The following is a 19,860-nucleotide window of genomic DNA, read 5'->3' on the forward strand; positions in this document are numbered from 1 at the left end:
GAGCACGAGGTCGGCAGCCTCGCGTTTGAATTCAGGAGTAAAGGAGCGGCGTTGTTTGGTCATCTGACACCTCGATCTGGCGAGCATTCTCGCCTAAATGGGTGTCCGGTTTCATTAGACCACTACAATTGTCATGACCGAACGTGAATACCGGCTCGCGCACTGCCTGCTCAGCAACCTCGGTCGACCGCTTTCACGGGACTATCTGTATGAACGCTTCTGGCCCCATGAAGAAATATCGTCATCGCGCCCCCTGGACACCCACATCTATCGCCTGCGTAACAAGCTCGGACTGACCGCGGATCGGGGTTGGCAGTTGCTGACGATTTATGGGTATGGGTATCGGTTGGAGAGTGTGGTGCCGGCGAGTGAGTGATTGAGGACAACGTTGTTCACTAAATCCTGTAGAAGCTGGCTTGCCAGCTCCTACAGGAGCGCGCGTCCGAGTCGATAATGAAGTGACTCCACGGGAGTGAACAAAAAAAGGCCAATGCAAATGCATTGGCCTTTTCGTTGGCGTCAACCGGGACGGTGTAGGGTCACAAAATAGATGATTCGGGAACCCCAGCAAACGCTGGCAGAAAATCATGTTTTTTGTGAGTCCGCCGGTTGGGACTCACAAAATAAATGAGAAAAGCCTACTCGCCTAACAAAATAGATGCTTCCGAGTAGAGACGTGCTCACGTCAACCTTCAGCCGTTCATCCAGCGCGTTTGTGTATATAAAGAAAGGAAACGTAAATTTGACGGTGGAGAGTGCATGCCACTGATCCTCAAATCAGGCATCCCTCTGTATCGGCATCATAAGTCCTAAGGGAGAGATTCAGCATGGTGCATCCAAACAACCCTCGCTCCGCCCAAACCGCTAAACCGAAGCCTCGCGTCAAGAAAGGTAACCGCGACTCAGTTACCGTGGTGCGCGAAGCGGCTCGCACCGGCGACGACGATTTCACTTACTTCGTTGTCACCGGAAAACTTCGGTCGGCCAAGTGAGGCCGAATGGCATCACCCCATGCGCGGAGAGTGTCTAGAAACCCTGGGGCAATTCAATGGCTGGGTAAATCAAGGGTTTTGCTCGCGCATTTTTCTTCTGCTGCAACATCCAAAGTGGTCGGGGTACATTAGCTTGTTTAGTAGATTATCTGCGGCAACATAAAAATAGCCATCAGGAGACGCCCGGCCGCTTCGGTTGAGGCCGAGACTATGATCCGTTATTATTCTCTGAAAACATCTGGTCAGATCCATCAAATCACTAGTTCTTACAGGGTAGTCTTGGTCAAGTTTGTCCCTGTCTAGAAAATATATTTTATCGGAGTGTGCAAAAAACTTATCTCTACGGATAGTTATTTTGTTTATCGTCTCCCTATGATCAGCTAGGTGTTGTTTATGACGGATAATCGACTCGATAGGAATGACTCCCTCTAGCCAGTGAATTTTGGTCCGATTGCTCTCGCAAAAATCTATAAACCTTATAATGTTTCTGTCTGATCTTTTTCCATCAAGCAGCTTTGCCAAAATTAAAAAAACATCTGTTTCGAGCGACTGCCAAAAATATCCAAATATATGGACCTTATCAAAAAAGGTTTCTTGGTCATTTTGGATTCGTGTGTCCAGTACATCAAAAAGCGAAAGCTTAGGAGTTAAATCTTCAAAGATAATATGCTGAAACTGTTTTAGAAGATTTTCGTAAGTTTGCTGAACATCCATCTGAAACCCCGTTTTCGTCTACTTGGAGTGTTTTTAAGCATTACGCCCCGTCTTTCCCTGAAGGAAAGCTCTACTTATCGATTCATTTACAACCGCCTATCATGTTCTAGCTGCTCACCAATGAAATCTACAAACACCCGAATCGTCCGCGACAGTTGTCGACTCGAGCGCCAGACCATACTCAACGGATTAGACGGAATCAGATAATCCGCCAAAATCGCGTTGTGCGATCCATCGGCCAATGGCTCGCAAGCCGAGAAGTCGGGGATCGTCACTGCGCCTGAATCGCCCCGGGTTTCTAAACGCTCTCCAAGCTCACTGCGTAACGCTTCTAAACTCTACCGGTGACAGCTCATACCCATGAGCCCGGATCCCTCGTGGGGGGGGCGAGTCTTCTTTGCAAATCATCCAAAAAAAAAGGTACAAAACTAGGTTTTTGTCTGAGGGCATTTTGATATCATAGGGTCTCAACTCAAAATCAGCTCTACAAGGATGAATCAAATGAGCACACCTTGCCCACACTGCCAAAAAAACCTTGGTGACCTTGATCCAGTTATGAATGAACTGGCCCAAAATAAGCTAAGCGGCAAATTGACGTTCAAATGCAAACATTGCAAATCGAAAATAGATGCTTTTTCAAGGTTTGGCATGTATTACATCAGCACTTCCACCGGCAATGTAATGATTGGCGCCGCTTGAGCCTGGTGCTCGCGATATTATATCCAGCATTTATTAAACTCCGCAATTAGTCAGACATCCTGGTGATATCTAAACCTCGGAAAAAGGCTGGAAATCGCAGATACATCACAAAATTCTAGTATAAAGCTGTCAGAACCATTTAACACCAAGCAATTGCGTTAACGTAACAATCTCAGAATATCTAGTGAGAGCTCAGTGACTTTCAAAAGAAAAATTACTGGTATACGCCTAACCGGCCTTGGCATTCCATTACTTACTGTTGCCGCAAGTTTAGGCGGTGTGTATATGGGGCAGAGAATGGTTGCCGCAGGTGAAAGTAATAAAGTTATCAGAGAGCAGCTCGCGCTAGCATATAACTTAACCTTGTCTATCCCAACTCTTGCATTAGCGGTCAACACATCAGCGATTACTACAGTCAGCAGTACTGATTCTGTATTTAGAGGCTCCGTGTACAATGACGCGCTTAAAGCATATCAAGATAAAATAACAGAAATTAAGACAATCAACGCGCTATATGTCGATGACATAACGGAAGCGGTTGATGAACTTTCCCGATGCTCTGAGCAGTTTGTAAATTTCGCGGCAAATCACATGCTTTTAGAAAGAAGAGATGCGGGCATGCCTATAGCCAAACCTCTAATGTCATATCAAAATTCAAATTTGAAACTGGAGCGAATCGAATCGTTGAATGTCACCGCTTATGAAAGAGTAAGATGTGAATTTATGGGTGAACAGCTAAACGCAAAAATAGCACAGGTAATGAAGAAACATATATGAATCCATCTCGCTTGCCTCAAGGCTAGTTTAATACAGAGCACTAAACAACTCGAGGGAGAGACTTCCAATCCTTCGCTATTTGAACCAGGAACTGATTCACCGACTGAATGTTGGGTGCTTCAGTTGCGTTTTCGTGAGCAACCACTGTCTCATCGAGCTCCTCGCATACCAAGTAGCGGGTTGAATTCGTCCCACAGACCGTCTTCTACGCTCTATTATTATCCATTCTGAATTTACCTTTTTATAGACCAGCGTAGCCTTTGGCAGTCAAGCAACTGATTATCAATCAACCAACACGCACTTTGCCGCACGGGGAAAATAAGCAGCGTTCCAAGCCATTTTTATTCTACTAACGCGGAATCCGTATAGATCTTAATATAAAGGGTCTTTTCAACTTTCACCTATCACGCTATTCTGGCAACAGATTTTCAGCACTTTGGATAACAGCTGCTTAACCAAAGCCACTTAACTAACGCCACTGCACTTGGAAACACATGAACGAAAGAGTTGTGCAAACTAGAACTGACGCCCTTGTCGCAGAGTATATATATTCAAAAAAACTTAATCGAATCGGAGTTTTTACGACCTGCATTAGCCTTTTGACAATAATTGTTCCTGTAATGTTGTCAGCGGCGCTATTAGTAGCCAAAAACTCAACTTATGAGAATCTTATGAATATGCTATCTATATTTACAGCTGCAGCATTATTATCGTTGTCAATTCTTGCATTAATTCTACGCATCGACCAAAAACGCGAGAGCTACCTCATAGGGCGCCGCTCTAACATCTATGTCGGTAACGAATCGTTAAAGTTAATAAATGATGACGACTCTAAACTTGCATGGTTTTACAACTACTTGGTTGAAATGGACTCAAAGGATCAAGAAAATATCGGCAATGTCAGCAGCAGTTTAAAAAAAGAAGCTTATAGATATTCCTTAAAAAAACTCTTCCCAGGGCAGAACCATGTGGTTTGTTCGATCTGCAAAGCCTCTCCATTTATTTTTAAGAAAGGCATATGTCAAGTATGTGGGAACACACCAAAGGAGTAAGATATGTCGGCAGTTAACACGTTCGATGCTTGGTACGAAAGATTGTCCGATGAGGACAAGCAAAAAATACTGAAACACATATTTGATGAGAAACTTTTCATTACTAATGAAGGTTATCATGCAGGGCCAGCCGGTGAGTTTGTAAAAGGGATTTTCTCTGCCCCATCCGGAATGTTTTATACCCAAGCACGCTGCAAGCTTTGCGGAAAATGATAGTCAACCGCATAAGCGGATTAGCGTTAAAATGTTTTACGGATGCGGCAGCCCTAATGGCTGTTGCATCTGGTTATCCAATAATCACAACGCCTAGGGGTTAAACATGCATTTTCATTTAACAAACAAATGCAAAGTTTAGTAATTCAATACGTTTTCGCAAGACCTAGGGTTCACTACTACGGTACCAAGCGTCCCTAAATCTTTTGGATTGCAAGCGCCGGGTTATGAGGGAAATCATCAAGTGCTGTGAGAATAAGACTTTGCCTAGAAATTTCTCTTCCCCCCCCTCCCTGCGATAAAACTTTGACCGCAGCATGCCAAGCTGCGCGACCCTGCAATCCTGGCTTCAATAAAGACAGGTCTCCTCCAGCTCGACTCCAAACCTCCATTTCTGACGGGCCAGAGGGATAGAGTTCTGACAGAACGCTTTCCAATGCACGGCGCTCTTCTGAAAGGGACATAGAACCAAGATAATTACCGCCTACTGCTTTTTGCCCCCCCATATAAAGAGCTATGGGAAAATTATCCTGCGCCTCCGCCTGAAGAACAGGATGCTGACTTGCCTGCTTCGGTACTTCTTCTGCGATATGGGAAAAGAGATCCAGTACACGTATCAACCCATCACCACGCACATGCGCTTTCCCCCTCAATCCTTCAAGCAGATGATGAGTGAACAAACTGTTGCGCATCCCACCGAGGATCATAGATGGCTCATCCTCAGTAGACGAAGCGAGGATGACTCTTCCAATACCAGACCCTAAACGCCCTAAATCCTTGACTCCGAAACCGGACTTGAACTCTTCAAAGGCCTCTTCGCTCTTGAGAACGCCAGCCCCAGCAGAATGACAAGCATCGAACAATACCGCGAGTCGTCGGGAAGGAATTGCACGAAGCAGGGCACTGACCTCAGAGGCCTCTAGACCTGTATTGAGTAGGTCATTTTTATCGAAGTCCGCTGGGCATAAATAGACTCCCGCACCCGCCCCAGTCAAACGACCGCCGTGACCTGAAAAATAAATCAGCACGGTGTCATCTGAATGCGCTGACGCAGCTATATAGTGTAGCTCATCAACTATGGTCTGCTTCGTAGCTTTGATATCTCTGAGCACACGTACATTTGTGCGGTCGTAGCCGCAGATGTTTGGATCAACAAGCGTAGCAACCACGTCATCCACATCGTTGAGAACGATCGACGGGAGCCCACGAATATTGGTGTATTCCGAGATACCAATAACAAGCGCGCGACCGGTAGCAAAGCTTTTGGGGCTTACCATAATTAATGTCTTTATTCTTTAATTGAAAGGATAGTGGTGAGAAAGATAGCGAAGGCGATCATTGTCGCTGTAGTCCTTGCGCATTTCACTAACGAGACGAGCTGGCGTCGTACCACCACTCCCTGCTCTCAAGGATTTAAGTATCCTGTGCCAGCGCGCTCCACCTGTATCACTTTGCGGTAGATCTTGTTCACGCCCGCTGGCTCGACTCCACAACTCATTGTGGCTTGGACCGAACGGATAAAGTTCGGTAGCGACTTCCTCAAGCAGCAGCCAGAGTTCATTTTCTGAGACTGGACCAACTTGAAGGCCAGAGAACTGGAGAGCGATTCTTTCGAAAAGACCCAGTAACTGGACACATCCATGCAGCATCGGTCCAAAATCTCTGCGCTGTTTTGCTTTGGAGGCTATAACCCGAGCCGTGCGCTCCCAACCTCGAGTCAAAATCGCTTGCCCGAATATGGCAGAGTCGTACTCCTTGAGATCCCCAATCGGGATGCGGGTATCCAAAGCTTGAACCAGCTGCTCCCCAAACTCCGGCCCACCCTTATCCACCTCTGCCAGGTATCTAGCAACCTTCGAAAGTGAGTCATGTAGATTTTGTTGAAGCACGGTTGTGCGACGGACATAGTCCGAGATTGATAGAGCCAATACTGTTTCTATCTCCGTATCATCAATACGGCCAAGCAAGAAGCTCTGAATCCAACCTTCAGCGGTCTTCAATAAGAACGCGGGCCTTACTGACTGTGGAATGCTTGTCCAGATCTCACGACGTCTTGGTAGCTCTGACAGGTCAGCTAATGGCGTATGCGACAAGGCTGCCCATACGCGTAAAGGACTCGCGTTTCCATCTGCTGTTTGCAGCACCAACAACTCAATTAAATTAAGGGGAGGTAACCCCTCCAATGCCTTGCCATCCAGCTCCAAGGTTTTGCCGAGCAGGTCATACCAGACGGGGTTGGCGGGATCAAAGCTTTGCAGCAGACTATGGTTGGCTGCGCACGCCTTCGCTGCCAGCATGATGATTCGAGAATCATCATGCTGGATGGCGGCAACCAACGTCTCGCTCGGAGAGGCTCTGCCAAGCGCCATTTCAACTCCAGCGATATGCGTCGCCCCCCGTTCCATACTTAAATACTGCGCGATGGATTGCGCCGGGTTGAACGCCCGCGACATGACACTACCTGCCAATTTATAGCATTGGTGATTGAGCGCTGCTTCCACCAAAAGGATCGCGGCCTCAGCGCTACAAATTGCCGGAGCACTTCGACACAAAACATCCTCGAAGTTTGCCCCCCTCGCTGCAATCGCAATTACTTTTTCTGCATTCTGTGGCGAAGAAGCCAGAGCTAACCAAACAGCTTTAGCCAAATAATTAGGGAGTTCGGATTGAAGCGCCGTATGAATGCCTTCAAGCACAGACGCAGTCCACTCTTCATTTGCATTGCTTTGTGCAATATCAACAAAGATCCGCGCAACTTCCGTCGGCTCACTAGTCGCGACTTGCTCGATTTCTTCGGCCCAATCTGAGACGGCTCTCCATAACACCTGTCCGGTCGAAAAAGCATTTAGCTCGAGGTTCCGCAGCGCTCGGATCTCTGAAGCCTTAGCGCTTTGCAAGATCAATGCGAGCCGTTTGAGGGACTCTTCCTTAACTCTACTCCCAGTATTGGGTTCCGGGCAAAGCCTCGTCAGCAACCGCAAAAGGGATGTAAGCTCCAGCGCCGAACTACCTTGTCGATACGCTAAATATGCCCCCTCAATCAACGGCAATACTGCTATATCGCTAAGTGCTACATTAATGTCAACGGCAAAATCTCTGAGCGGACGCCCCTCTGGAGCATCGATCAACGCGGCTGCGATTAGGGTCAATGCAGGTGATTCCGCAGATGGAAATACAGATTGATAATTTGACCATCTGGTGTGCAAGCTGGCTGGAGTACAAACGACCCATTGGTTCTGGCCTTCAATATCTTGGGGGCCAAAGCTCAATCGGAAGGAGAACTGCTTCTTCAGCTCGATAGGAAGTCGACTCCACAGACCCAGCATGGCCTCCTCGAAGCCCACTTGCCCCATAAAGACAATTGGCCGTTTTGTAACAGTTGTGAGCGCATTGACTGTTTCTACAAGCCCAACATGAAGTGCCTCAGGGTCATCGAGTGGTGCCTTATTTGGCGCTGGCGCTAGACTAATCGGGCATAATGGTGCAGAACGGTCAATATCCTGACTAATCACAGAAACAAGAGCTGTCAACTCTCCAAAAGACTCCAGCTCATCGAATGGGATCAGCACTACACGCGAAAAAACCATACCTGACCGGGCCGCGGCTAGATCGACGCGTGTATAAACCAGGACATAGAACGAGCCATGAGGGAAGCCTCGGAGAAAAGGCCCCCACTCTATGCCACTCGGGGCTGTCGCGGGTAAATCAGTGCTCCACAAAAGCTCCTTAAATACGGAAACCAGGCCTTCATCGCTCCCTCGCAAGAACGCGTGCCCCCCGCCCTCAGAACCGTATAGCGCTTGTTGTAAAAACATTTCTCAATCAGCCATTGCGATAAGATTTACGATAGGCAATGTGAGATCTGAGCTTTTGACACCATCCGGTAGAACGACATATCCATGTTGCTCCGGCCCCTCATTTACATAGCTCTCATCTGGATCAGACACTGATAGTGCTCGCCCCAAAGGAGAGACGCCAACAATCTGAAACCGCTCAGGATGCCAATTCGAGCTAATAAAGGACGCAACGAGAGGGAGACTCTTTTCAAGTATTTGTGGAGGTGTCTGTTTTCCGACATCGCTCAACTCGTCCCAAAACGAAAGCATCACCATCAAGGGCGGTTCAGTAATCGGAGTTACCGTACCTACACCACGTATGTAGAGCAGCATTTGAAGCAACTCGACAATTCGGGCTTGTGAAGAATGCTTCACTGGACCCGCATCTTGTGCCGGCGTGGTCCGGAGTTCAGCAAGAGGGCGTGAAAAAGGGTCATCCTCAAAAGAAACCTGATGCAAACGCAGCATCAACATCCAGCCTTGCGCGCTACGAAGTCGTTCCCGCCACAGTGGAGGAATTCGACGCTCATCAATGAGGCGTCGAATCTGCTCCCCACCATAGTCTGGCCACATTAAATCGACAGGGCGCCCACCAGCATCTTCAACAGGCCAAGAGCTTTCATTGTAGGTAACCGCAGGTGTATGGGCGGCAGATACACCCTGGTTTAGCTTATGCGCTACCTCTTCGAATGCACTCAGGTTTGTTGCTGCTCCACGCATACGAAGCAAGCAGTTGCCACTATTGAGGCGACCAAGTAATTGCGCACCGTAGTGCGATTTTCCAACCTGGGATTCACCAAGCAACACAATGCTAGTTGCTGAGCTTGTTGTTGAATCAATCATGGCCATATGCAACGAAGTAATCCGTAGAGATCGGAGCAGAATTAGAAGGTATGTAGCGCAAGCGCTGCGCCTCCGTTACCCAGGTGAGCAATTCCAGAAGGTTCGTGCCACGGTCAATGTCGACACTTCCTGCCGATCCTTTGGGCGGGTAAAGGCTCACCTGGAACTCCACATGACCCGGAAGGTGGCGTGTTGCGGCTGAACGAACTACGTCCACAAGTACCTGCGGAACTTCAATATCGGACTTCGCCCACACAAGAGCAACGGGCTGGTCTTTACGTTCAGCCCCAGTACGTTGAATAAGGTCCAGCAGCTTTCCCCGAGCCAAGCCTCTTTCTTTGCCCGCAAGCGCCTGAGAGTCAGCAACAACCAGAATCACGTCAGAATACTCAACAAGCCATTTCGCCCCAACAGCCTCAGGAGCATCACGATGTACAGCCCATCGCGAAAACCACTCACCTGGCGTGTCAGCGAACAGCACATCAGTGGGTAGACTGGTGCCAGAGCGAAATGCCAAGTGAAGTAAGCCAGGACGCCTGCCTGCTGCACTTGATGTATGAGCTGGGAAAGTCGGTCCGCTAGGCGTTGACCATCTCAAGGACGAAGCGATGTTTTCCCAGCCACCGAGGCTGTATGAACCGCAAAATCGCTGATTATCAGGATGCCCCCCTCTCGACGTTAGGAGGTACCACGCTGCAAGCAGCGTTGTCTTCCCAGCACTTTCGGCACCAATGATTGCTACTAACTTCGCACTGGACCTCGCTGCGACAAAAGCGATGTCCGACCCACCCATAGAGTTCCCAGTCCATGGTAGTAACGCATCGTCGAGGCGTTCTGTTTTTACTGGCTCACCGTCATCAGTGGTAACGCCTTGCCAGTGCTCGCACTTATCGAGCGATGGTTCACCGATTGCGCAAGTAGTTTCTGGAGCGTGACAGTTTGCATGAGGGCAAATAGTGTTCATTCAGCCACCGTATTGACGCCCTCAGACTCAAGCACTTCAGCCTGCGCAAGTGCCTTCATCGCTTGGATTTCGCGGAATAGCCAAATCGCAAACTCAGAGAGTGGAAGGGCCATTTCGGCGGGCAGCCCAAGTTCATCAAACGGTCGATACTCGGTCGCCGTCCCTTTGATACAATTTTTAGTCACTGTCTGAAAAACAAGGCTGCGGCCGATTGGGAAATGTTGGTTGCCAATAGTTTGTTTGAGCGCAACATTTTCAAGCGTCGAAAGGGCGGCGACTAATCGAACAAATAATGCTGGGGCGCTCTGATCAGCATCCTTTCCGACTACGGCACCAACAGCCTCTCGAAGAAAGGACTCAACACTTGCAGGATATTCTGGCGGTACATGATTGGCCAAATCGATAGCCATGTACGCTACTGCCTGTTCTGGATCAAGTGAGCGATAGCCGGCTTCAGCAGACAATGAATACAACGTTTCTCGCCACCATAACAGCGTAACTTTACGCTCTAAAGCCCTGTTTTTCGATACCAATGACTCTGCGATATTCTGCACAAGCCCTACAACTGCTTGAGTAAGCGCGGCGTCAGAATTCCTTCGTACAGATAGTGCGTTCTCCACAGCTTTATCATGAAGGTCGGCTAAAACATCCGCCATACGAGGGGCAAACTCGTACGACCAGTGTGGCGCGGAATTGGACCAGTGCGGGTTGGGAGATTCCCCTGCCTGAGTTACTTTGTTATGAGGCCCGGCCGTAGCCTCAACTTTAGAAAGCAGTGTCGCTCGGTCAATTTTTTGGGCCTTACTGGAAGAGGGCAGCGTACCGATCCCCGGCATTGAGATGCTCTCTTCCGCCGGCCAAGCGTTCTGTATAAGCTTGTTCATTGATGCCGCAGCAGTCTCGACCAACCCCGTTAAGGTCGCTTTCTCCGCCCCCAAGTCGATGTGTGGCAGCAAGTTTCGAGACAAAAGCACTACCGCAGTAGCAATCGCCGGTTGTACTTCAATGGCCTTACGCAGAGCGTCGAGAGCAACAGCACGAAACAGAACCACAGGCGTATCAGCAAATGCACTGCTGTAAGTCGGCCATTGCTTTTCTACTGCTGTTGCTAGCATGTCCAGTATTGGATCACTGGTAACCTTTGGATCAAATCCAACCAAAATATAACCCAGCGCAGTGGAAGGGTCCTTAGTTAGACTTTCGGCGACTTCGTCAACTGCCAAAAGCAGCTTGCCGAGGCGTGTGTCATCGGCGCCGATATCGAGTAGTCGAGCGCGAAGAAATGATTGCAGAATAGATGTACTCAACGATCGTCCCTAATAAATTTGAGCTTTAATTCATTTCGCGCTTGGCGGCGACTTGCAGCGCCATCGCACCCGGATCCACGGAGTGTAACCCTACTTGGCTGTGAGAATCACGACACATCTTCGCTTGGCTTCTGAGCCCCACTTACTCCGTTCAAACCATCATCTGATAGCTTTGCTTGAAAAGCCAGAGCGCCCGTGGGTGTTCGCGCCGGCGCCGAACTGCCCCAGTTGCCGAGATTTCACTGACCCAGTCTGACTCCTTGCGAATCATTGTCTGTGCTGGACTTGTGCAGGTTTAGAGATGGATCAGTCTTGCCTCGGCACGTGGGTCAATTCGGCATCGGCGTCAACAGCCTTGGGCTTTCACAAAGCCCGAGGCTGCGAACCTTTCTTCTATTTATAGGTGCTGCTGGCCTCAGGCGGCACCAACGATCAGTTCAGACACTCAGTCCTGCATCGCCCCAGATTACTCAACCACCCCAAAATCCTTCAGGCCCAGGATGAGGGAGAGCACTCTCGCGACGGTTAAACACAAACAGAGCATGCCCCTCCAAAGAAATGGCCTGCTTGACAGAGTAGATACCCAGCGCCTTCAGCATCGAGGCTTGCCCTTCGATTGCAGCAAGCTTCGCCGTCCGAGAGTCAGCGATTTGCTCAGTCTCCAGATCCTTCAATGCGACTGCCAATGCCGCGTTCGCCTTCTCACAAAGGACTTCCATGATGCTAGCTTTTTGTTCAAGACTCATACCCGCACCTCATCGATTACGCCTTCTATTAGGCACTCGAACACGTTAACTGAGATCCCCCCCGCTCCCCACCCAAAATGGCCCTCGGAAATTCAGCGCTTGCAGGCAGGAATCTGACCTCTCCTTTTACATATGGATGCAATTCACGCAGCGGTTAGTAGTCGGTTCCGGTACCCGATGAATTCAGCCAGGCGACGTTCGGACGCCGGTCTCCGTCAGTCTGAACCCAGCCCAAGCTCTCGAGGACCGGCAGGACATAGTTGATCATTCGGGTCTGGCCAACAGTGCCTCGCGCAATGGCACATAGGCCTCCTTCCGGAGGCTCGAGATTGCTAGAGCGTATTAAAGAAGGGACCGCTGCACATGAGCCAGAATCATGCATGTGAATGAGCGTATTGAGAAAGGCTTCGATTGGAAGCCGTATCCGAGACCGACCCTGCGTCTCGATCGTCAAGACTTCATCTTGGTAGTGGTGGATGGTGAACCGGCGCGCACGCTGGCGATCCGGGGTAAAGAGCGTGCCGCCAGCAGGAAGGGTGTTAAGTTGAGCAGAGAGAGTGTCGTGTAGAGTTTCGAGGTTCATGGAAGGTCGCTGTAGGTGAACCTAAAGCTTATTAAGTGTAACGAGAAATCCAAAGAGTTTTTTCAACCGGCTGAATCGCCCCTAGTTTCGTAGACACCTTCGAGGCTCATAATGAGGCGTCGTGCGCTAGACATCCGCTGCGTACGACTTGGTCAATTATTAACCAGGGCATGCTTGCCATGCACCTTATGATACGTAGCGCTTTATCCACAGAAATGCCCACGTTTTCTGTGGATAACTTCCTGATATTTTTAACTATCGAATCGCTTGCTGTTTTGATGCCGAAGCCGAATTGATCCACGTGCTGACGCAAGACTGACCCACCTCCAAATCTGCACAAATTCAGCAAATGCAATGGTTCGCAAGGAACAGACTGGGTCAGTGACAACTCGGCAACTGGGTCAATTCGGTGTCGGTGCCAACACACTGAACTCAGGGCTCCACGAGTGGCCGTTATGGGTCAATTCTGTTGAAAAAGTCGGCCATGTTCTCCTCGGCAGAAAAGTACGCGCTTGAGATTGAAATCTCTACTTTGAGCAGAGGATTACGGGCTCACATTTCGCGTAGCTGCGCGCAAAAAAGGCATTTTCAGCAGTCAGTACGAGGGCAGTATGGAAAGACCGATTTTTTCAACACAATCGGTCGTTCTTTGCCGATCAGGCCCACTGAGCGTGCTGGTCAAATCCGATGTAAGTGACAAGTCAGGTCGAATACAAATGGGTGGGCAAGTCTGTGCAATTACCCAAATGGTGGCCGTTCGGCGCTTCGCCTTGACATCATCGTCATTTCTGACGATGCTTTGCTCATGAGATATCCAGGCGGAAAAGGCAAGTGCTACCAGCGCTTGATCAATCTGATGCCACCGCATCAGACATACATCGAATCCCACCTTGGTGGCGGGGCCGTCATGCGCAACAAAAAGGCTGCGCAGCGGAACATTGGCTTGGACCTCGACGCCAAAGTCATTGAGCTTTGGCAAACGGAGCTTCCAGATACCTGCGAACTCCACCAAGTCGACGCGGTTACGTTCCTTGAAAGGTATACGTTCGAAGGCCAGGAGTTGGTCTATATCGATCCGCCCTACGTTCCTGAAACCCGCCGTCGAGCTAAAGTGTATCGCTGCGATTACTCGGAAGAAGACCACATCCGCTTGCTGCGGTGCTTGGTCGCATTACCTTGCAAAGTGATGCTTTCGGGCTATGACTGTGATCTCTACAACCGCGAGCTCATCGGGTGGCGCAAGGTGAGTTTTCCGGCTAAGACCCATATAGAGCTGCGCGAAGAAACGGTTTGGATGAACTACGATCCTCCCAGCCGTTTGCACGACAGCCGATACATGGGCGAAACATTCCGAGACCGCCAAACCATTCAGCGTCGCCAAACTAGGCTCCGTGCTCGTATCGAGAGCCTAGATCCCATTGAGCGACACGAGTTGCTGCAATGGATGCAGGAACACTACGGCATTGCCGAGGAGGCCGCCTGATGCAATTTGGCGCTATTTTCATGGACCAAGCGGTCTTCAATGTCGAGCTACCCAAAGCAGACGCAGAAGTTATTCCGGGCGTACCGTGGGGAGCCATGGAGGCGTTTCCAACTCCTGCCTACTGGGCCTACCAAGTGTACGCACGCCGTCTCACTGGCGATCGGATCAACTACAAGCTCGGGGCAACACTGAAAGAAGAAGTCGGCGCGTGCTTGTTGGGGGGACATGGCATTCCCGCTAGCGTCGGGCTCGCGGCCTTTCACCACGTCAAAGAACGCGGTGCCTTCGGCGACCAACCACCTTCAGAAGAAAGCCTGCTCGAGTGGCTGAAAGAGCCTCTAATTATCGATGGTCGCCAAGTGCGATACCGCTTTGCCACGCAGAAGGCCCGCTACCTCTGCGCGGCACTTCAGAAGCTGTCTGCTGAACGGCCTCCGTTAGGCACCGGCAAAGCGCTGCGCGACTGGCTGCTGGATATTCCGGGCATTGGTTACAAGACCGCATCGTGGGTTGCCCGTAACTGGCTGGATGCGGACGATGTGGCAATCCTGGACATCCACATTCTCCGTGCCGGTCTACTGGGTAGGTTCTTCGAGAGCAACTTGACCGTTGAACGCCACTACTTGGAGCTCGAAGAGCAGTTCATCCGCTTCAGTAAAGGGCTTGGCGTCAGGGCATCGGAACTCGATGCCCTGATGTGGTTGGAAATGATGTCATCGCCCGCCACGGTGCACAGCATCATGGGCATGGGGCACCACACACCTGAATCAGGTTCTCGTAGCAGACCCAAGAAGAGCAAGGCCAACCCCGGCCAACTTTCCCTGATCGGCTAGGGTACTAGCCCAAGGCTCACCGGTAATACCCAGCGGACAGAAGTTGAGTCTCTGGGCTGTCGCAGTCAATGCCATGACTGCGAGCAGCGCCCCCGCGTCACGCCAAACAAGGCTGCAACCATCTTGGTATTTGCCCAATGTTTTTCCGGGCTCGGCCAGAAATAGAAAGCGTGTTGCCTCATCACCGTCCAGAACCTGCAGACTGAGTTCATAAAGGCCTGCAAGCCTGCCGGTCGCATGTCGGAGCTCAACCAGTTGGTGGGCCCTGGGCTCATACATCCACCATCGATCATCATCGGGCCGCTTAACGACGATGTGTATAGGGTGGATAGCGCCGGCAGAGGGGGCAGCTCGATGCTCCAGATCAAAACCCAGGTTTGACGTACCGGAACCTCGAGTTCTGCAGGCGTGCCAGAGGAAGGCTCCGAGCTGCTGGTCATGGACGACACCGAACTCGCGATGCGACGCGCGCGCATCCAAAACCTCGCCGAACGGCCGGTCTAACGCCTCCGAGGAAGCAGGGAGCGGGCAGACATCACCCATTTCCCACTCGAGAGGCTCATACCGCTCAGGAGCCAGCCTTGGAATAGGATCACCCAAGTCGATCCAGGTCATACCCCACCTCTTGAAACACTTCCATGTATTTGTTGCAGCCGCGACAGTTGCCACATGCAACATGCGACTTGTGGCAGCTGTGCGCCCAGGCCAGGAGACTCGCAGGAATGCCCGATTTGCGGACAAGCTCAGCAGTAGAAAACTCAATTGCTGGAGCCTCCACCACCATGCCGCCCTCCTGCAGGGAAAGCAGATGGCTGATCGCCGACATAAACTCTGGGGAGCCGTCCCTATGAAATCCATCCGATTTCACGGTACCCAACCACAGGTGTGTCACACCGAACGAGATTGCCTTCATCGCCGCCAGCGTAACCAGCATCTGGTTCCGGTACGGCCACCAATCAGAGGCTGGAGCCAGACTATCGGCTTGGCTACCTGCCATGTCTCCCGAACCCAGCTGGCGACAGTCAATCTCAATCACATGATGAGGGATTTCCAACTGCTGGCAGATCGTCCTTGAAGCCTCGATTTCGGCCTGCGCCGCGAGCTGACCGTAGTTCAGGGTGAACGCGATGTCCGGCCGCTTCCACCAGGCAATCGTCAAGGAATCCATCCCGCCGGACAACAACAATCCCGTCTTCATAGCACCACCGCTTCCCAGACCGTCTGATAGATCGCACTGACGTAGTCATCGGTGATGCGGCAGTCCGAGCCTTCCATCATTTTCTTGTCCTGTTCGGACTCATTTTCCGCGTAGAAAACGACAGGTTTGTTCAATGCCCGAGCGTAGCCAATCTCGTAGATTGTGCCCGAGTCGAGCCCATCACCAATCGCAAAGAGAACGTCACAATCACGCACCCCTTCAAGGTCCTTTTCGACCACGTCCTCAGCAGAGCCAAGACCGACGTCATGGTATGGGGAAAATACATCCAGCCCCATTGCCAGAAGGTCTCTGCGAGCCTGCCCGACCATCCACAGCTCTGCGAGGGTGAAGAAAGGCCCTGCAAGGTACACCCTAGGGGCGTAGCCATCGCGATACCGAGCTGACGGTTGCAGTGGGTACGGCTTGAAGCCAGCAAGCAAAGCCTGGTCGGGGAAGCCTTGATTCTCGCAATAAAAGGCCGTCGCAATGGAGGCAACCGAGGCTGCATCGTGAGCCGGAAGACCTTTGTCCATCCAGCCCAGTGCGAAGTGGGCGGCGAAAGTATCTCCCGAGCCGATCTTCCATACCCGCTCAGTGCGGTATGCAGGTACAGTCGAGATTGAGCCGTTGTCATACACCATGGCCCCCAGCGGCCCCATCTTGATGACAACCACCTCCGCGCGCTCCTGCTCGGCAAGCACGATTGCGAGTTCTTGTGCGGTTAACCCACTGGAAGAGGGCACCAACAGATTGGCCTCGTGGCGGTTCAGGACCAAAGCCAGGTGCTTTGCTTCAGAGCCATTGGCCCTGAAGGACTCCGTACCGTCGGCATTCTGTGGGTCAAACACCGCGTACTCAGCATCAACTACTGCCGTTCCATCGATCATGCCGAATCGAAGCACCTTCTCGGCGCTAACCTGCAGCTCCGATTTGACGTGAGTACCACGTCGAATATCTGGATTGGCGAGGCCATGGATGTACTCGAAAGTCACCCCTGCCTGCGCAGTTGTAGCGTTGAACTGGAAACCTTCCGCGGCTGCGCGGGCATCAACGACGATCTGGGTGCTGCTATCTACACAGGCGTGTAATTCCGCCTGTCCACCGAAACGGGCAATCGCCGTCGCTGCCCGCCCTGCAGACCCATAAATATCGTCCCACGCCGGGCGCATGCAACGCTCTCGGTAGACGCCTCCTACGATGGTGATCATAGAGCTCTCCTTGCTCGCAATTAGATGTGGTAAACCCGCAGGCGTACTTGGCCTCCACCGACGTGCAGCACACGCGCCTGGTACTGTTCGCCCTGGCTCATGCAGCTTCGCAATTGATTCAGATGGGGGTCGACAATCCCACCTGCCTCAGCGCCGTTCCACAGTGCGGAGACGACCTGTTGATTGCCAGACTGCGAAAAGACAATGTCGAGGATGTCATTGACGCTCAACTGCCCAACCACCTGCGCCTTCGGTGAAGCAAGTTGGGTATCAAACTGAAGGGCCGCGCAGGAAGTGGTGGGTGTGGATGGACCCAGATAGCTACCGCCAGAACCAGACATTCGGATTTCCTTTCGCTAGTCAAATTGAACGCAAAGCAATATCACATCCGAAAGGCCAAATGCCATGCTGAATCGCCCCTTGTTTTCCTGAACACATCCACCAACACGACCAGCCCCTCAAAAAAATTCCTCAACCACTGGTTAAATACACAGGCAGCCCCCATCTTGTGTTGCAGGGCCGGCGCACCGCTGTCACCCACAGAGAGGAAAGACCTATGCGTTTGATGCTTCAGGCTGTGTTTTCGTTGGCTGCTCCCCTGGCTATGCTCGCTGGCACCAGTGAAGCGAGCGAAATCGCGCGTGTTGAGTTTCCAGCGAATCAAGGGAATTACGTTCAGGCCTATGAGAGCGATGGGACCAAATGGATCGAGCTTGTAACTGTCGATGCCAACGGCCACCGTCGTACTGCTAAGGGGAAGGTTTCGCCCGGAAAAGGTGCTGACTTCTCCAAGCGGCTTTACGAGGTCTCAGCTGATTTTGGTCCATGTGGTACAGGGGAACTGATGCAGCCGGACTACGTCGGTAAAACTGTTTACTTTCAGGGCTTCAAAAATGGGACAGGTACATGTGAGATCCAAAATCCTCCCCATGAACTCACGCGGATCATCCGTTAAATCGACTGAGAACTCCCAGGTTCACTGACGAGAGTCGCTGACGGTCTGGTAACTTTCTAGTCAACAGCGACAAAGAGAAAGGGACGCTGCTGTTAGGCGAACTCTTTCTCCTCGAGGCACGTTAGGCGCACATCGGTGCGACTAACGTGCCTTGCAGAAACACACCTTGCCTATCGAGGAATCACAATTTCTTCGTCTAACACGTCCACAACACCCGGTTTGAGGGGATCAATCCAGTCCGCTTTGGCGTGTCCCCAACTGAGTAGTTCGAGTTGCTCCATAGAATGCTCATGGCGTTCGGCGCTCTTTTCCAGAGCATCGAGATACTCACGAATGGCTTGCGCACGCCGCCAGTTCTGCGCATCAACTTCAAGTTTCGCCAACCGCTGCTTTTCCACGTCTTGTCGACGTTTACGCTCCAACGCAATGTCGCGAACTCGCTGGCGCTCGGCGTCTTCCACTGCCTGACGTTCATTGCGGACTAAAAATTCCACCGCTCTGGTCGCCATTAGCCCAACTAGTTTATTGAGCAGCAATTCCACTGGCCGGCTGTCTGAGTCAACAATTTTCCCTCCGTAACCTTCATTGACCAGAACTTGCAGCCTACCGGAGGGTGTGAACTGCCATTTCGCCCAATAGCTCCATTCCCCTTTGGCCTGGGCCGCTAACTCCTTGGCGGTGGGTTCATATGCGGAGCGCAGTGACGCTTCAAACAACCGCAAATGCAGGACATGGCCAAACATCAGAATCTCAACACGGTGCTTCCCTTGTTGAACGGTGTACCCCCGTTTCTCCAAGGCTTTTAGCAGCGTGTCCGCCACTTTCAGTGCGCGACTCTGTAACGCGGGAGAAACTGAAATATTCAGCCCGTTGCCGCGCGTCTGGGGCATTCCGCGCTGATCGATGATCGGTCGCACGAATGCCTCGCGAGCAGCAGTCACCACCGGATGCCACACCTTGATGCGCTCCGGTACCACAAGCTGGTTTTCCGGCTGCTGCTCAAAACTCAGCACGCGCTGAAGTCGGCTGTCGACGACTTCAGCGACCGGATCCTGAACAGAGGGTTGTGCGGCGGGGCGATACAAATAACCGGGATGACCGGTGTATTCGCGCAGCTTGGGGCGCGGGGACACGCGCTTACCAGCCTTGACCTTGGCCCAAAAACCACGCGGCGGCGTGGGGATTTGTAGGCGCGAGCAGAGCTTTTTCAGCCCCACGTCGGACAGGCCGTAGCGGGGCGCCACCACCCGCACCGGCTCGGACCAAACTTCCTCCAGTAGCTTTGCCCGGTCATAGAGTTCCACCATTTAACTCATCCTCGATTATGCGCAGCGCAGTTCGACTTTGCCCGGCCCCGAGCCCAGTGACCTACCGGAGTAGCGGTCAGGTACATTCGGGAAAGGCGCCAGTTCGCAGGCGCTGCAATCGCAGGTAATTGACCTAGAGCGAGTGTAAGA

The 19,860-nt window shown here is 51.5% G+C and carries 20 protein-coding genes and 1 pseudogene; 9 read left to right on the forward strand and 12 right to left on the reverse strand.

The features are described 5' to 3' along the window. Window positions 1-127: 127 nt before the first annotated feature. Window positions 128-376: pseudogene (locus tag J1D76_RS14640) on the forward strand (winged helix-turn-helix domain-containing protein); the annotation flags it as partial. 685 nt (window positions 377-1,061) lie between these two features. Here J1D76_RS14640 and J1D76_RS14645 read toward each other — a convergent pair. Next, window positions 1,062-1,706 (reverse strand): hypothetical protein, encoded by a 645-nt coding sequence (locus tag J1D76_RS14645; protein ID WP_421138992.1) that lies wholly within the window; start codon window positions 1,704-1,706, stop codon window positions 1,062-1,064. Between the two features lie 501 nt (window positions 1,707-2,207). Between J1D76_RS14645 and J1D76_RS14650 the strand changes: the two genes are divergently transcribed. The 4 genes from J1D76_RS14650 to J1D76_RS14665 all read left to right on the forward strand — a co-directional run bounded on the left by J1D76_RS14650 (window position 2,208) and on the right by J1D76_RS14665 (window position 4,447). Next, window positions 2,208-2,405, forward strand: a complete 198-nt coding sequence (locus J1D76_RS14650) for a hypothetical protein (protein ID WP_421138993.1) — start codon at window positions 2,208-2,210, stop codon at window positions 2,403-2,405. A gap of 195 nt (window positions 2,406-2,600) precedes the next feature. Continuing rightward, on the forward strand, window positions 2,601-3,182 hold the full coding sequence (locus J1D76_RS14655) for a hypothetical protein (RefSeq protein WP_421138994.1): 582 nt from the start codon (window positions 2,601-2,603) through the stop codon (window positions 3,180-3,182). Window positions 3,183-3,676: 494 nt separating this feature from the next. Continuing rightward, window positions 3,677-4,234, forward strand: coding sequence for a mobilome CxxCx(11)CxxC protein (locus J1D76_RS14660; RefSeq protein WP_421138995.1), 558 nt, complete (start codon window positions 3,677-3,679; stop codon window positions 4,232-4,234). Between the two features lie 3 nt (window positions 4,235-4,237). Continuing rightward, entirely contained in the window at window positions 4,238-4,447 is a 210-nt protein-coding gene (locus J1D76_RS14665) for a hypothetical protein (RefSeq protein WP_421138996.1), read from the forward strand. Window positions 4,448-4,644: 197 nt separating this feature from the next. Here J1D76_RS14665 and J1D76_RS14670 read toward each other — a convergent pair whose 3' ends face one another. From J1D76_RS14670 to J1D76_RS14695, 6 genes are all read right to left on the reverse strand, one after another. After that, the gene (locus J1D76_RS14670; protein WP_421138997.1) at window positions 4,645-5,724 is read right to left on the reverse strand and encodes a caspase family protein; all 1,080 of its coding nucleotides are present in this window, start codon (window positions 5,722-5,724) and stop codon (window positions 4,645-4,647) included. 18 nt (window positions 5,725-5,742) lie between these two features. Then, a complete protein-coding gene (locus J1D76_RS14675) occupies window positions 5,743-8,262 on the reverse strand; it encodes a hypothetical protein (protein WP_421138998.1) in 2,520 nt (839 codons plus the stop codon). Between the two features lie 3 nt (window positions 8,263-8,265). Then, a complete protein-coding gene (locus J1D76_RS14680; RefSeq protein WP_421138999.1) occupies window positions 8,266-9,132 on the reverse strand; it encodes a hypothetical protein in 867 nt (288 codons plus the stop codon). Beyond that, window positions 9,119-10,090: a TRAFAC clade GTPase domain-containing protein gene (locus J1D76_RS14685; RefSeq protein ID WP_421139000.1), complete on the reverse strand. Its 972-nt coding sequence runs from the start codon at window positions 10,088-10,090 to the stop codon at window positions 9,119-9,121. Before J1D76_RS14685 ends, J1D76_RS14680 begins: the two co-directional genes overlap by 14 nt. Next, complete coding sequence (locus J1D76_RS14690) at window positions 10,087-11,397, reverse strand: GTPase-associated system all-helical protein GASH (protein WP_421139001.1); 1,311 nt, start codon at window positions 11,395-11,397, stop codon at window positions 10,087-10,089. Before J1D76_RS14690 ends, J1D76_RS14685 begins: the two co-directional genes overlap by 4 nt. Window positions 11,398-11,867: 470 nt before the next feature. After that, window positions 11,868-12,143, reverse strand: coding sequence for a hypothetical protein (locus J1D76_RS14695; RefSeq protein WP_421139002.1), 276 nt, complete (start codon window positions 12,141-12,143; stop codon window positions 11,868-11,870). Between the two features lie 376 nt (window positions 12,144-12,519). Here J1D76_RS14695 and J1D76_RS14700 point away from each other — a divergent pair, with 376 nt between their 5' ends. The 3 genes from J1D76_RS14700 to J1D76_RS14710 all read left to right on the forward strand — a co-directional run bounded on the left by J1D76_RS14700 (window position 12,520) and on the right by J1D76_RS14710 (window position 15,042). Further along, window positions 12,520-12,711, forward strand: a complete 192-nt coding sequence (locus J1D76_RS14700; RefSeq protein ID WP_421139003.1) for a hypothetical protein — start codon at window positions 12,520-12,522, stop codon at window positions 12,709-12,711. An 820-nt stretch (window positions 12,712-13,531) separates the two neighbouring features. Beyond that, window positions 13,532-14,209: a DNA adenine methylase gene (locus J1D76_RS14705; RefSeq protein WP_421139004.1), complete on the forward strand. Its 678-nt coding sequence runs from the start codon at window positions 13,532-13,534 to the stop codon at window positions 14,207-14,209. Further along, window positions 14,209-15,042, forward strand: coding sequence for an 8-oxoguanine DNA glycosylase (locus J1D76_RS14710; RefSeq protein WP_421139005.1), 834 nt, complete (start codon window positions 14,209-14,211; stop codon window positions 15,040-15,042). Before J1D76_RS14705 ends, J1D76_RS14710 begins: the two co-directional genes overlap by 1 nt. Here J1D76_RS14710 and J1D76_RS14715 read toward each other — a convergent pair. The 4 genes from J1D76_RS14715 to J1D76_RS14730 are packed head-to-tail and all read right to left on the reverse strand — an operon-like array spanning window position 14,977 to window position 17,789. Then, window positions 14,977-15,720 carry a nitroreductase family protein gene (locus J1D76_RS14715; protein WP_421139006.1) on the reverse strand — a complete coding sequence of 248 codons (744 nt, stop codon included), beginning with the start codon at window positions 15,718-15,720 and terminating at the stop codon, window positions 14,977-14,979. The two genes, J1D76_RS14710 and J1D76_RS14715, sit on opposite strands and share 66 nt — an antisense overlap. Continuing rightward, window positions 15,635-16,240 carry a 7-cyano-7-deazaguanine synthase gene (locus J1D76_RS14720; protein ID WP_322617868.1) on the reverse strand — a complete coding sequence of 202 codons (606 nt, stop codon included), beginning with the start codon at window positions 16,238-16,240 and terminating at the stop codon, window positions 15,635-15,637. Before J1D76_RS14720 ends, J1D76_RS14715 begins: the two co-directional genes overlap by 86 nt. Further along, window positions 16,237-17,448, reverse strand: coding sequence for a PfkB family carbohydrate kinase (locus J1D76_RS14725; protein ID WP_421139007.1), 1,212 nt, complete (start codon window positions 17,446-17,448; stop codon window positions 16,237-16,239). The genes J1D76_RS14720 and J1D76_RS14725 overlap by 4 nt, the downstream gene beginning before the upstream one ends. A 20-nt stretch (window positions 17,449-17,468) precedes the next feature. Further along, window positions 17,469-17,789 (reverse strand): hypothetical protein, encoded by a 321-nt coding sequence (locus tag J1D76_RS14730; protein ID WP_133160948.1) that lies wholly within the window; start codon window positions 17,787-17,789, stop codon window positions 17,469-17,471. A gap of 215 nt (window positions 17,790-18,004) precedes the next feature. On the opposite strand from J1D76_RS14730, the gene J1D76_RS14735 reads away from it, so the two are divergent. Further along, complete coding sequence (locus J1D76_RS14735; RefSeq protein WP_421139008.1) at window positions 18,005-18,403, forward strand: hypothetical protein; 399 nt, start codon at window positions 18,005-18,007, stop codon at window positions 18,401-18,403. A 170-nt stretch (window positions 18,404-18,573) separates the two neighbouring features. Here J1D76_RS14735 and J1D76_RS14740 read toward each other — a convergent pair whose 3' ends face one another. Beyond that, the gene (locus J1D76_RS14740; RefSeq protein WP_421139009.1) at window positions 18,574-19,710 is read right to left on the reverse strand and encodes a hypothetical protein; all 1,137 of its coding nucleotides are present in this window, start codon (window positions 19,708-19,710) and stop codon (window positions 18,574-18,576) included. Window positions 19,711-19,860 lie beyond the last annotated feature (150 nt).

Origin of the sequence: Pseudomonas sp. NFX15 (genome assembly GCF_049132105.1) — a bacterium.
GTDB lineage: Bacteria > Pseudomonadota > Gammaproteobacteria > Pseudomonadales > Pseudomonadaceae > Aquipseudomonas.